We start from the raw sequence: 12,351 nt of genomic DNA on the forward strand, positions 1-12,351 counted from the left end.
ATAGCACTACCCCGGCCCGAAAATATTTCCCATGTCGCATGAAGCTCATGCGGCGGCGGTCATGATCCGGGTACGATTCGCGCCGAGGCGGGAACGTCGCGCAGAAAAAACGCCGGACTTCGGTGCCCGGCATGGGCAACACGAAGTCCGGCGTCATTGGCGATGCGAATCGGTAAGCGCCCTGGCGGCGAGTTCGGCGCTTCAGACGGCGTTCGAAGCTCGCTCGACCAGGTTTCACCGCCGTCAGGCCACCCGACGGCGATTGCGCACGAGGCTCAGCACCAGCGCGACGAACGCGACGATAAACGCGACGCCCGACCACATCGGCAGCGTCAGCCCGAGAATCGGCGGATAGGCGGTTTCGCACAGGCCCGCAACCTTGAACACGCTCGGCAGCCAGTGCGCGGGGGGCAGGCTGTCGACCACCGGCTGCAGTGCGTCGAAGCCGCAGCTGAAGCCAGGATTCGCCTGGATGTACACATGGCGCGCCGCGGTCGCGATGCCGGCGAGCGCCGACAGCGCCGCCATCACTTCGAGCAGGCGCACGCCGCGCCAGTGCCTGAAGCTCGCGCCGAGGAACGCGAAGATCGCGATCAGCAGGAAGAAATAGCGCTGGATGATGCACAGCGGGCACGGGTCTTCGCGCAGGCCGAACTGCAGATACAACGCACCGCCCACGAGGGCGACGCAGATCAGGCCGAGCAGAACCAGCAGGGTGCGCTCGCGGCGCAGTATTGCGGAGTCGTTAGTCATGGATCATCGATTGGTCTGGAGACGAAAGGGCGGGTGCCCGCGATTCTAGCGCGAACCCCGGCCGCGCCACTTATTGCCTGAACATTGGCGCGGCGGCGACCGCGCCGGGCAGCCAACCCCGGCCCTCTTTACCGGATCGCTTTCAGCACTGCCTCGGCCGCGCGGCCGATCGCGAGCAGCGCGTCGTCGGCGTGCGGTGCGCCCGCCAGCATCAGGCCGACCGGCGCGTCGCCGCGCAGATGGCACGGCAGCGACAGCGCGCAGCTATCGAGGAAGTTGAACGCGCTCGGATTGCGCAGGATCAGCGCATTGGTGCGGCCGAACGCGTCGTCGTCGTCGAGCAGGTCGGCGAGGCGCGGCGGCACGACCGGCACGGTCGGCGCGACGACCGCGTCGAAACGCTGCCACAGCGTGCGCGCGGCTTCGTCGAGCATCGCGTCGCGCTCGGCGACGAGGTCCAGATAATCGACCGCGCTAGCCGGTTGCCCCTTCATGATGCGCACGAGCACGCGCGGATCGTACTGCTCGCGATGCTTGTCGAGCAGCGGACGATGCCACGCATACGCCTCGATCGACGAAAAGCCGAAGCGGTTGATCTCCGGCAGCCGGTCGAGCGGCGCGAAGCGCACCTCGCTGACGATCGCGCCGGCCGCCTCCAGATGCTTGAGCGCGGTATCGATCGCGCGCGCGACTTCGGGCTCGACGCCGTCGGTCACGAAATTGGTCAGCACGCCGAGGCGCACGCCTTCGAGCGGCCGCGCGGCCGGGATGCGCGGCTCGAGCCCGGCGAGCATCCGGTCGACCAGCGCGCAGCATGCGACCGACACGCCGATCGGCCCGAACGAATCGAGCGTCGACGACAGCGGCACGCCGCCCTGCTTCGGGATGCGCGCGGCGGTCGGCTTGAAGCCGGTCAGCCCGCACAAGGCGGCCGGGATGCGGATCGAGCCGCCGGTGTCGGTGCCGAGCGCGACCGCGGCCATGCCGTCGGCGACCGATGCGGCCGCGCCCGACGACGAGCCGCCCGAAATCCGCTCGTCGCCCTTCACGCCGCGCCGGTACGGCGACAGCGGATGGCCGTAGTGCGGATTCAGGCCGAGTCCGGAAAACGCGAACTCGCTCATGTTGGTCCGCCCGACGATCACGGCGCCGGCCCGCTTCAGACGCGCGACCGCGACCGCGTCGGCCTTCGCGGCGGGCGCGTCGGCGAGCACGACGGAGCCCGCGCGGGTCGGCTGGCCTTCGATGTCGAACAGGTCCTTGACCGACACGGGAATCCCGGCGAGCGGCGAGAGCACGGTGCCGGCCGCGCGCAGGCGGTCGTGCGCGTCGGCGGCGGCGCGCGCGGCGTCGGTGTCGACGTGCATGAAGACGGCGGCGCCCTGGCCAGCCGGATCGGCGATCCGGTCCAGCGCGGTTTCGACGAGCGCGCGGCTCGTCGTGCGGCCGGCGGCGAGATCGGCGGCAAGCTGGGCAAGCGGCGGGAAAGGGGCGAATTCAGTGGCCATGATGTCGGTAGAAATCCGGTTGAGCGTAGCGCGGGCGCATGAGCGAGGCAGTGCGGAGCCAAAGGGAAAGGTCCGTCCGCATTGTAGAGCAAGGTTTTGCGGCCGCGCGGCCTGCTACTGGCGGCGCGGCGCGCGAATTCGCCAAAAAGCTGGCCGGTTCGTTTGCTACACTGCGCTTTCCGAGATTACTGTTTGTAAGGAAAGCGCTCATGCACCATGGTATCGGCTTCATCCAGGATCTGGCCGTCGTGATGGCGCTGGCCGGCGTCGTCACCGTGCTGTTCCATCGGCTGAAGCAGCCGGTGGTGCTCGGCTATATCGCGGCCGGCGTGATCATCGGACCGTACACGCCGCCGTTCCAATTGATCCACGACGAACAGACGATCCAGACGCTCGGCGAGCTGGGCGTCGTGTTCCTGATGTTTTCGCTGGGCCTCGAATTCAGCCTGCGCAAGCTGTTCGAGGTCGGCGCGACGGCGATCGTCGCCGCGCTGTCCGAAATCGTGCTGATGCTGTGGATCGGCTACGAGATCGGCAGCGCGTTCGGCTGGACTCCGATGGACTCGCTGTTCCTCGGCGCGATCCTCGCGATCTCGTCCACGACGATCATCGTGAAGGCGCTGTCCGATCTCGGACTCAAACGTGAAAGCTTCGCGCAGCTCGTGTTCGGCATTCTGATCGTCGAGGACATTCTCGGTATCGCGATGCTCGTGCTGCTGACCGGCATCGCGCAGACCGGGCAACTGTCGGCCGGGCTCGCGGCCGTCACGCTCGGCAAGCTGCTGCTGTTCATGACGGTGTCGCTGCTGGTCGGCGTGCTGTTCGTGCCGCGCGCGCTGAACTACGTCGCGCGCACGGGCAGCGACGAGATGATGCTCGTGTCCGTGCTCGGCTTCTGCTTCGGCTTCTGTCTGCTGGTCGTCAAGCTCGATTACAGCATCGCGCTCGGCGCGTTCCTGATCGGCGCGATCATGGCCGAGTCGCGCCATCTGCATCGGATCGAGCATCTGATCGCGCCGCTGCGCGACGCGTTTTCCGCGATCTTCTTCGTGACGATCGGACTGATGCTGAACCCGGCCGTGATGCTCGACTACGCGTGGCCGATCGCCGTGATCACGCTCGCGGTGATCGTCGGCAAGATCGTGTCGTGCGGGCTCGGCACGTTTCTGTCGGGGCAGGACGCGCGCACCTCGATGCGCGTCGGCATGACCGTGTCGCAGATCGGCGAGTTCTCGTTCATCATCGCGACGCTCGGTCTGACGTTGAAGGTGACGAGCGGGTTTCTGTATCCGATCGCGGTCGCCGTGTCGGCATTGACGACGCTGACGACGCCATATCTGATCCGCGTCGCCGATCCGCTCACGCGCCGCATCGGGCAGGCGATGCCCGCCACGTTGTCCAACGTGTTCGGCATGTACGGGCAATGGCTGCGCAGTTTGATCACGGCGCGCGGCGAGCCGACGCTCATCGGCATGACGCGGCGGATCGTATTGCAGATCGCGGTGAATCTCGCGCTCGTCGCGGCCATTTTCCTCGCCGTGTCGTATAGCGCGCCGCATAGCGGCCGGCTGCTCGCGCACTGGCTCGACGACGAGCCGCTGCAACGCGTCGTGCAGTGGAGCGTCGCGCTCGTCGTTTCGCTGCCGTTTCTCGTGGCCGTGTATCGCAAGACCAAGTCGCTCGCGCTGCTGCTTGCCGAAGTCGGCGTGCAGCCGACCACCGCGGGACGCTTCACGAGCGCGCTGCGTCACGCGATCGCCGATCTTGTGCCGATCGTGTCGATGATCGGCGTGTTTCTGCTGGTGGCGGCGCTGTCGGGCAGCATCCTGCCGCCGACTGGCCTGCTCGTCGCGGTGCTCGTGTGCGCCGCGCTGCTGCTCGCGCTCGTGTGGCGCTGGTGCGTGAAAATTCATGCGTCGATGCAGATCGCGTTGCGGGAAACCTTCGAAGAGCGGCCGGATCCTTGAGTCATCGGGGTCGGTGTAACGCTTCGCAACAATGTGAGCAATTGTGTGCGGGTTTGCGGGGCCTGCAGCACTGACGGATAATCAGGGCATATTCATTCGTTCGCGTGTAAGGCGCCCGTCCGACAGTCATGAGCGAAAACAAACCCGAAAACGCCGGCACGACCGGCAGTCCGCAGCCGGCCTCCCCCGCGCCGAGCAGTGCGCCGGCCGAACCGGCCGCCTCGCTTCCTCCCTCGCATGAAGATGCCATCCGGTCGGCCGCCAAAGACACGAGCCCGACGGCCGAGGAGGCGACCGCGAGGTCGTCGACCGACGATCCGCTCAGCGCATCGTCGGTCACGCCCGAAGATCCGCGCACGGCGCGGCTGCGCGACGCGGCCGAGGCGCGCAGCGCCGCCGCCGAATCGACCGCGCGGCAGGAAGCCAAGGTGCACGAGCGCGAAGTGCGGCGCGCTGGTACGTACGCCGGCGGCGCGACCATGGTGAAACCCGAGCCGCTCGCGAAACCGACGGTGGCCGCCGGCGAGCCGCGCGCGGCTGGCGGCAGCGCGGCGGACCTCGCCACCGAAGACGAAATCGCCACCGAGGCAGCCGCCGCACCCGCGGCGCGCGCGCCCGGCTCGCCGCCGCCCGGTTTCGGCGCGGCACCCGATTTCAGCGCCACGAACCCGCCGCCACCCAACGCGCTGCCGCCGTCGCCACCGCGCTATCTGAAGCAGAGCGACTCCGCGTGGAGCGTGTTCGGCCGCATCATCGCGGCGCGCGCGCGGCAGCTGTTCGATCGCGCGGGGCAGCGGATCACGCAGCGCACGCTGCGCATCGGCGTGTCGGCGCGCATCTTCCACCCGGAACCGGGCGCGAAGGGCTTGCGCGGCAAGACGCTGCAGTATCTGGAGGAGTCGGTCGCGCACTGGGTGATGTCGCGCGACGTGCTGGTGTTCATGATCCCGACCGTTGGTCATCAGGGCATGCTGCACCCGAGCAACATCCGTCTGCGCGACTATGCGAAGCATCTCGATGGCCTGCTGCTGCAAGGCGGCGCCGACGTGTCGCCGCAGACGTATGCGGAATCGGCGGCCAGCCACGAATGGCCCGGTGACCGCGTGCGCGACATGTACGAGCTCGAACTGCTGCACGAGTTCGTCGAATCGGGCAAGCCGGTGCTCGGCGTGTGTCGCGGCTGTCAGCTGATCAATGTCGCGTTCGGCGGCACGCTATATCAGGACATCGCGACCGAAGTGCCCACCGCGAACGCCCACGTCAACGAAAACTACGATCAGCACCGGCACGGCGTGCATTTTCCGGATGGCTCGACGCTGCTGAACATGTTCCCCGGACGGCACGACGCGATCGTCAACTCGATCCACCATCAGGCGGTAAAGACGCTGGGCCGCGATCTCAATATCGAGGCGGTGTCGGCGTCGGACGGCATCATCGAGGCCGTGCGCTACCGGCGCGCGCCGTTCGTGATGGGCGTGCAGTGGCACCCGGAGTTTCATCGCGCGGGCGGCCCGGAGCTGCTCGATTGCACGCCGTTGCTCGATACGTTCCTGCGGGTCGCGCGGGAGACGCGGTTTTAAGCAAGGCGGGTTTGCGTTGGCGCGGCGTGCGCGGTCGAGGTTGAGTCCGCGGCGTGGTTGCGCATCGGTCCCGCGCTTTCGCTGTTTTCCGCAGCCCGACGGAGCCATTCCATCCATCTGACGCGCTGTCACGTTATGTGGCAGTGCGTTTTCTTCTCTCGAAATAGTCAGGAGTGCGAGCTGGGTGGCGTCTTTATTTTGCGACTGTGATTTCGGGATGGAGTGGTTCGCTGCGCCAACCGTCTATCTCGATTTCGAGCGTGTCCATACAGTGCCCACGAGCTTCGCGTCGCGATAAATCCGCGCGATAATCCAACGTCATTCTCGATCGGCGTGGAGCAGGCATATGAAGTACTCCTTGGTTATCCGGCGCGCTATGTTGCTCGCCGGTGTCTATGCGTTGTGGCATACGGGTGTTGCGGTGGCACAGCAGGACAGCGTGAGCGCGCCGCTGGCGGGCACGCGGCCGGCTCCAGGGGAGTTGGCGCCGCGAGAGGCTGGCCCCCAGTCCGTCGCTGAGCCCGAGGTGTCCGCGAATACGCCCGCTGCCGCGCGCGGCGACGTCGCCGATTTGATCCAGTTGATCCACGACGCGAACCTCAGCGAACTGCGCACGACCTACAACGGCAGCTACGGTGCGAGCCTGTTCTTCCATCCGCCGCGGATGACGTACTACGTCGCGTTGTTTCAGAACAAGCATTTCTGGCGCGTGATCAGGAGCGATTCGGCAGAGCGCGCGGAAGCGATCTACGCCGGTTTCGCGCAGCAGACGCAGCAACTCGCGGACGCCGAGATTCATCGCACGCGGTTGCAGGCGCAGAATGCATATCTGCAGGGCAGCATCGCGATATCGCAGCAGCAGGCGCAACGGCTGCAGACCGATCTCGACGTCGCCCGCACGCAGCAGGCGAAGGTCGACGACCGGCAGCGGCAGACGCGCGACGAGGCGCTCGCGCTGCGCGCGGAGCGCGACAACGCGCAGGCGCAATTGCGTCAGCTTCAGAGCGCGATCACGCGCTTGCAGCAGCAGACGGAAGCGGGTTTGCCTGCGTCGAAGTAACGGCAGCGCTCATTGCGCGAATTGTTCCGGGATTTCGGTGACGCGACGCTGCGATATGTGGTTCATCCACTCGGTGCTATTTGCCGGCAGATTGTTCGACACGGTGGAGCGCGGCAGCGGCGCGACGTCGCGCAAAGACATCATGGCGAACGTCGTTACATCAGCGTATCCGTCTTCGCCGAACCGGGTACGAACGCGCGCTTCATGCGATGGGTCATTCGCGGCATGCCGATTTACCGGAAGCGGATGCGTTTGCACGCGAAGCGCACGACGCGGAGGCGATGAGCGAATCGCGTCACGCGGCGTGGGCGCATGTCGCGTGGCGGTGCGCTGAGGCAAAGCCGCGATGCGCGCGGGTGCGGCGGCGGCCACGTCGGCAGGTAATGGCGGAAGCACAGGAGCCGGTGTGACGGCCTCCGCAATCACCGGTGCCTCGGGACTCGCAACCAGATGCTGCGCACGACGCTTTTCTACCGGCGCCGGCGCATCACGACGGGGCTTCAGAGCTTGCGCCGATTTCAGCATGTCGGAGGCCATATGCCGCGGCGCCAGAGGCTGATCGACGATCCACCACGCCAGCACTGCGACGCAGCCGATTACGCCGGCACTCGCCGCGACCGTTCGCCGATGCCGCACAGTGCGCCGCTGCGCGATTCGCGGCGAGCGGGCCTTGAGCGCGATTCGCATTGGACCCTGAGGCACCTTCCGTTGCATAGCGGGATGCGCCGCCGTCGCGGTATTCGACGGTTCCCCGGCAGGCTGCGTGGCGTTCGCGACGGGCGTCTCTGTCGGCCGCTTCATGTCAGTTAGCACGCCGGTCAGCACGCCGTCGATCGACACCCACTGCCCATACGACAGCAACTGCTGATCTCTGACGCACACGGTGCGCAGCAGCGCGGCATACAGCGAATCGAGCCCGGTTCGCCAGGACAGCAACGCCCAGTCGCGGCCGAACGGTTCGGGCAGGTGGTCGAGCGTACGGAAAGGGGGAAGCGCGAATGCGCCTTCAATCAGGATGAGTGGCGTGCTGGTCATCGGTTTCTTCCGGTGTCTCGGACAGGCTCACCGGTGTGGCAGTGACGGAATCTGTAGGGGGCCGATGAAGCCATCGGCAACAGAAAATCATGCCTCGAAACTACGTCGTCCACCGTTCAGATGACTCCGAAAACAGGAATACCGCCGGCGCGCGCCGTCCCCGCGACGCCACGCGCATCACGCACACTCAACCACGGCGTTCAAGCCTTCAACCGGTACACGTAGCGCAACGCGGTGATATCCACGCCGCCCATCTGATCGGGCTCCGCGCCGACCAACTGCCAGCCGTGTCGCTCGTAAAAGCCGATCGCCGCCGTATTGCCCTCGAGCACGTATAGGTACAGCTGTGCCTCGCCTTGCGCGCGCGTCCAGTCTACGGCTGCGTGCATCAGTGTTTTGCCGACGCCGATGCCCTGATAACCGGGCAGCGCATGCAGGTTGTCGAGCAGCACGCCCCACGCGGACTCGGGCTGGCGCTCGACACATACGAAGCCGGCCGGCTCGCCGGCCAGCTCGGCGATCAGCACGATGCGGCGCTCGCCGCCCGGCGCGCCGAGACGTGCTTCCCAATAGGCGGCGCGTTCGCGCGTGACTTCGCCGTCGAGGAACGCGTCGGGCAACAGACCGCGATAGGTCGCCTGCCAACTGGCGCTGTGGATCGACGCAATCAGCGCGGCGTCCTCGAGCGTGGCGGGGCGCAGGGAAAGAGCAGGGGTGGTTCGCATCGGCGTAATCGACTGAATGGCCTCGCGCGGACAGTCTACCGCTGCCCGCGGGTGTCGCGCGTAAGCAAACTGTATGCGTTTCGCGTCGACCCTATCAGCAGTAACATTACGTGGCATCGGCCCGACATCGAGCTCAGCGTTTACCCTGATATCGAATGAGCGCCGTGAGCAGCAAAATGCGGCGCCCCCGGGCGCACTTGCTTATGCCTGTGCGTTCGCCTGCAGCATCCGCTTGCCAAGCAGTGGATCGTTTCAACTGCCCGCTCGTCACCGTCCGCGTCGATCCGTCCGACAGGGCGGCGGGCCTATCCGAGAGTGTCATGTCTACAGCGACCCACGCCGCTTCCACCACCGAAGAATCCAAGGTCAAGACAGTGTTCCGCGTTGTCAGCGGCAACTTTCTTGAAATGTACGACTTCATGGTCTATGGCTACTACGCTTCCGCGATCGCCAAGACCTACTTTCCTGGCGGCAGCGATTTCGCGTCGCTGATGCTGTCGCTGTCCGTGTTCGGCGCGGGCTTCCTGATGCGTCCGCTCGGCGCGATCGTGCTCGGCGCCTACATCGACCATCACGGTCGTCGCAAAGGCCTGATCCTCACACTGAGCCTGATGGCGCTCGGCACGCTGACGGTCGCGACGATACCGGGCTACGCGACCATCGGGCTCGTGGCGCCCGTGCTGGTGCTGCTCGGCCGGCTGCTGCAAGGCTTCTCCGCCGGCGCCGAGCTCGGCGGCGTGTCGGTGTATCTGTCGGAGATCGCGACGAAGGGCAACAAGGGCTTCTATTGCTCGTGGCAATCGGGCAGCCAGCAGGTCGCGGTGGTATTCGCCGCGCTGATCGGCGTGGGGCTCAACAAGATTCTGCCCGCCGAGCAGATGTTCGCGTGGGGCTGGCGCGTGCCGTTCCTGATCGGCTGTCTGATCGTGCCGTTCCTGTTCATCATCCGCCGCTCGCTGCAGGAAACCGAGGAGTTCACGGCGCGCAAGCATCGTCCGAGCGTGGGCGAGATCCTGAAGTCGATGCTCGCGAACTACCCGATCGTGCTGGGCGGCATGGGCATGGTCGTCATGACGACCGTGTCGTTCTACATGATCACCGCTTACACGCCGACCTTCGGCAAGGAAGTGCTGAAGCTGTCGGCGATCGACGCGCTCGTCGTCACCGTCTGCGTCGGTATCTCGAATCTGATCTGGCTGCCGTTGTCCGGCGCGTTGTCGGACCGCGTCGGCCGCCGTCCGGTGCTGCTCGCGTTCACGATCCTGACGATCCTCACCGCGTATCCGGCGCTGCAATGGCTCGTCGCCGAACCGTCGTTCGCGCGTCTGCTCGCCGTGCAGCTATGGTTGTCGTTCCTGTACGGCTGCTACAACGGCGCGATGGTCGTCGCGCTGACCGAAGTGATGCCGGTCGAAGTGCGAACCGCTGGCTTCTCGCTCGCGTACAGTCTCGCGACGACGATCGGCGGCTTCACGCCGGCCATCGCCACGCTGCTGATCCATGTGACCAGCAACAAGGCGGCGCCGGGCCTGGTCCTCGGCGTGGCGGCAATCTGCGGTCTGCTCGCGACGCTGTTCCTGTATCGCACGCCGGAGTCACGCAGTCAGTATCGGGCGGCCTGACGGTTCACTTCGTGTTCTGAAAACAAAAGACCCCGCGCTAGCGGGGTCTTTTGTTTGCGACGCGTGGTCTGTGGCTACCCGTGCCGCAATTCGTCAGCGACCACCTCGACGACTTCATCCCACGCGCCCGGCCGCGGCTGACGTACGAGCGTCGCGCCGGGATACCACGGGCTGCGCGTGTCGCCGTCGAACCAGCGCCAGTCGGCGGCGAACGGCAGCATCAGCCACAGCGGCTTGCGCAGCGCGCCCGCGAGGTGCGCGATCGACGTGTCGATCGACACCACCGCGTCGAGCCGCTCGACGATCGCCGCGGTATCCGCGAAGTCGCCGATGCGGTGGTCGAAGCGATGGATCGCGGCCGCGCGCGGATGCGCGTCGAGCGCCGCGCGGTCGTCCTCGGACAGATCGGGCTGCAACACGATCCAGTCGATGCCATCCAGTGCGAACAGCGGCTCCAGCGCGGCGAGCGGCATCGTGCGGGTTTCGTTGCGCTGGATGCGCCCCGACCATGCGAGCCCGATCTTGCGCTTCGCCTGACCGCCGAGCGAGCCGCGCCATTTGCGGCCATAGGCCGGCGGCACGCTCAGATAGGGCGTGCGCGCGTCAATCGTGTCGTAGCGCGTGCCGAGCGCTAGCGGCAAGCTCAAGAGCGGAATCTGCAGATCGGCGGCGGGGCGCGGCTGGCCCTGCGCGATCAGCGAGACGCGCCATGCCTGCGCGACGGGCGCGAAGAGCGGCACCAACTGCGGCTGCACTTCCAGCACGACGCGCGCGGCGCGAAGCGCTGCGCGCGGTACGAAGCGCACGAACTGCAGCGTGTCGCCGAAACCCTGTTCGGCATGGATCAGCAGCGTGTGTTTTTCGATCGACTCGCCGTGCCAGCGCGGCAACGTCTGGATCACCGGTTGCGCGACGGTTTGCAAGCGCCATTCGTATTCGGGCAGCCCGCGCTCGAAGTCGCGCATCGCGAGCCACGCGAGCGCACGGTTCATATGCGCGGACGCGAGATCCGGGCGCAGCCGCAACGCCTGATCGAGCGCGCGCACCGCGGCCGCGTGCGCGCCGAGCGCCTGGTGCGCGGTGCCGAGCGCAAGCCACGCGAGCGCGAATTGCGGATCGAGCCCGACCGCGCGCTCCAGATACGGCAGCGCCTGTTCGGCACGGCCGAGCGACGCGAGCGCGTTGCCCATGCCATAGATCGCCGGCGGCAGGTTCGGCTGCAGACGCAGCGCCGCTTCAAATGACGCGACTGCCCGCGCATGGCGGCCGGTCGCATCGAACGTATTCGCGAGATTGAAGTGCGCGGCGACGAAGCGCGGCTCGGCGGCGAGCGCGGCCTCGAAGCAGGGCACTGCCTCGTTCGGTCGATCGAGCGCGTTCAGCGACATGCCCATGTTGTTCAGCGCGCCCGCGTGACCGGGGCGCAGCTCGAGCGCGCGCCGGAACGACGCGATCGCGTCCGCGTGACGGCCGAGGGCGTGCAGCGCGTTGCCGAGATTGTTGTGCGACGACGCGTCGTTCGGCTGCAGGCGCAGCGAACGTTCGAACGCATCGGCGGCGTCTTCGTGACGGCCTTGCGACGCGTACGCGTTGCCGAGGTTGTAGTGCGCCATCGGGAAGGTCGGCGCGAGCGTCAGCGCGTTGCGGAACTGCTCGATCGCGGCGTCGATCTGGCCGAGCGCCTTCAGCGCATTGCCGAGGTTCAGCTGCAGCGCCGCGTCTTCGGGGCGCAGATCGACCGCGCGCCGCACCAGCGCCGCGGCTTCGGCGTGCTGGCCCTGCTGGTGACGCAGCACGCCGAGCAGATGCAGCGCGTCGACATGGCTGGGGTCGTGGTCGAGCGTGGCGCGGTAGCCGCGTTCGGCGTCGTCGAGGCGGCCGTCACGATGCGCCGCGAACGCGCGGTCAAATACAGGTTGCATGACGGGGAGGGCTTTTGGATCAATCAGACTGAGGGCGCATTTTCCCATACTTGCGCAAGCGGCCCGGATTTGCGCGGAGCGTGAGTTCATGGGCAACGACGGATGGAACCCCCGCGCAACCCGTCTTGCCGACGCGCGATTGATGCAGCGCACCCGTGTGCGCAAGAGTGGCGGCGTAC

General features: G+C 66.8%; 9 protein-coding genes. 4 read left to right on the forward strand and 5 right to left on the reverse strand.

Annotated features, from left to right (window positions below):
* Nucleotides 1-243: 243 nt before the first annotated feature.
* On the reverse strand, nucleotides 244-753 hold the full coding sequence (locus tag OKW38_RS23455) for a disulfide bond formation protein B (protein ID WP_429363262.1): 510 nt from the start codon (nucleotides 751-753) through the stop codon (nucleotides 244-246).
* 128 nt (nucleotides 754-881) lie between these two features.
* Entirely contained in the window at nucleotides 882-2,261 is a 1,380-nt protein-coding gene (locus tag OKW38_RS23460; protein WP_429335134.1) for an amidase, read from the reverse strand.
* Between the two features lie 209 nt (nucleotides 2,262-2,470).
* Between OKW38_RS23460 and OKW38_RS23465 the strand changes: the two genes are divergently transcribed.
* The 3 genes from OKW38_RS23465 (at nucleotide 2,471) to OKW38_RS23475 (ending at nucleotide 6,868) form a co-directional block, all read left to right on the forward strand.
* Nucleotides 2,471-4,228 (forward strand): cation:proton antiporter, encoded by a 1,758-nt coding sequence (locus OKW38_RS23465; protein ID WP_090801353.1) that lies wholly within the window; start codon nucleotides 2,471-2,473, stop codon nucleotides 4,226-4,228.
* A 128-nt stretch (nucleotides 4,229-4,356) separates the two neighbouring features.
* Complete coding sequence (locus OKW38_RS23470; protein WP_090801352.1) at nucleotides 4,357-5,808, forward strand: gamma-glutamyl-gamma-aminobutyrate hydrolase family protein; 1,452 nt, start codon at nucleotides 4,357-4,359, stop codon at nucleotides 5,806-5,808.
* A 346-nt stretch (nucleotides 5,809-6,154) separates the two neighbouring features.
* A complete protein-coding gene (locus OKW38_RS23475) occupies nucleotides 6,155-6,868 on the forward strand; it encodes a DUF2968 domain-containing protein (RefSeq protein WP_167368603.1) in 714 nt (237 codons plus the stop codon).
* Between the two features lie 9 nt (nucleotides 6,869-6,877).
* Here the strand turns inward: OKW38_RS23475 and OKW38_RS23480 are convergent, their stop codons facing one another.
* Both OKW38_RS23480 and OKW38_RS23485 read right to left on the reverse strand, forming a co-directional pair.
* Nucleotides 6,878-7,903, reverse strand: a complete 1,026-nt coding sequence (locus tag OKW38_RS23480; RefSeq protein WP_429363264.1) for a hypothetical protein — start codon at nucleotides 7,901-7,903, stop codon at nucleotides 6,878-6,880.
* A 200-nt stretch (nucleotides 7,904-8,103) separates the two neighbouring features.
* Nucleotides 8,104-8,628, reverse strand: coding sequence for a GNAT family N-acetyltransferase (locus OKW38_RS23485; protein ID WP_018421404.1), 525 nt, complete (start codon nucleotides 8,626-8,628; stop codon nucleotides 8,104-8,106).
* Nucleotides 8,629-8,948: 320 nt separating this feature from the next.
* Between OKW38_RS23485 and OKW38_RS23490 the strand changes: the two genes are divergently transcribed.
* Nucleotides 8,949-10,250, forward strand: a complete 1,302-nt coding sequence (locus OKW38_RS23490) for an MFS transporter (protein WP_429363266.1) — start codon at nucleotides 8,949-8,951, stop codon at nucleotides 10,248-10,250.
* Nucleotides 10,251-10,324: 74 nt separating this feature from the next.
* Here the strand turns inward: OKW38_RS23490 and OKW38_RS23495 are convergent, their stop codons facing one another.
* Nucleotides 10,325-12,172: a tetratricopeptide repeat protein gene (locus OKW38_RS23495; protein WP_429363268.1), complete on the reverse strand. Its 1,848-nt coding sequence runs from the start codon at nucleotides 12,170-12,172 to the stop codon at nucleotides 10,325-10,327.
* Between the last annotated feature and the right edge of the window lie 179 nt (nucleotides 12,173-12,351).

Origin of the sequence: Paraburkholderia sp. MM5496-R1, assembly GCF_050436205.1 — a bacterium.
GTDB classification, from domain to species: Bacteria; Pseudomonadota; Gammaproteobacteria; order Burkholderiales; family Burkholderiaceae; genus Paraburkholderia; species Paraburkholderia tuberum.

Bases quoted from the DNA above. Each gene is read 5' to 3' on its own strand.
- OKW38_RS23480 (WP_429363264.1), bottom strand. From the start codon at position 7,903: ATGACCAGCACGCCACTCATCCTGATTGAAGGCGCATTCGCGCTTCCC.
- OKW38_RS23490 (WP_429363266.1), top strand. From the start codon at position 8,949: ATGTCTACAGCGACCCACGCCGCTTCCACCACCGAAGAATCCAAGGTC.
- OKW38_RS23485 (WP_018421404.1), bottom strand. From the start codon at position 8,628: ATGCGAACCACCCCTGCTCTTTCCCTGCGCCCCGCCACGCTCGAGGAC.
- OKW38_RS23460 (WP_429335134.1), bottom strand. From the start codon at position 2,261: ATGGCCACTGAATTCGCCCCTTTCCCGCCGCTTGCCCAGCTTGCCGCC.
- OKW38_RS23495 (WP_429363268.1), bottom strand. From the start codon at position 12,172: ATGCAACCTGTATTTGACCGCGCGTTCGCGGCGCATCGTGACGGCCGC.
- OKW38_RS23455 (WP_429363262.1), bottom strand. From the start codon at position 753: ATGACTAACGACTCCGCAATACTGCGCCGCGAGCGCACCCTGCTGGTT.
- OKW38_RS23470 (WP_090801352.1), top strand. From the start codon at position 4,357: ATGAGCGAAAACAAACCCGAAAACGCCGGCACGACCGGCAGTCCGCAG.
- OKW38_RS23465 (WP_090801353.1), top strand. From the start codon at position 2,471: ATGCACCATGGTATCGGCTTCATCCAGGATCTGGCCGTCGTGATGGCG.
- OKW38_RS23475 (WP_167368603.1), top strand. From the start codon at position 6,155: ATGAAGTACTCCTTGGTTATCCGGCGCGCTATGTTGCTCGCCGGTGTC.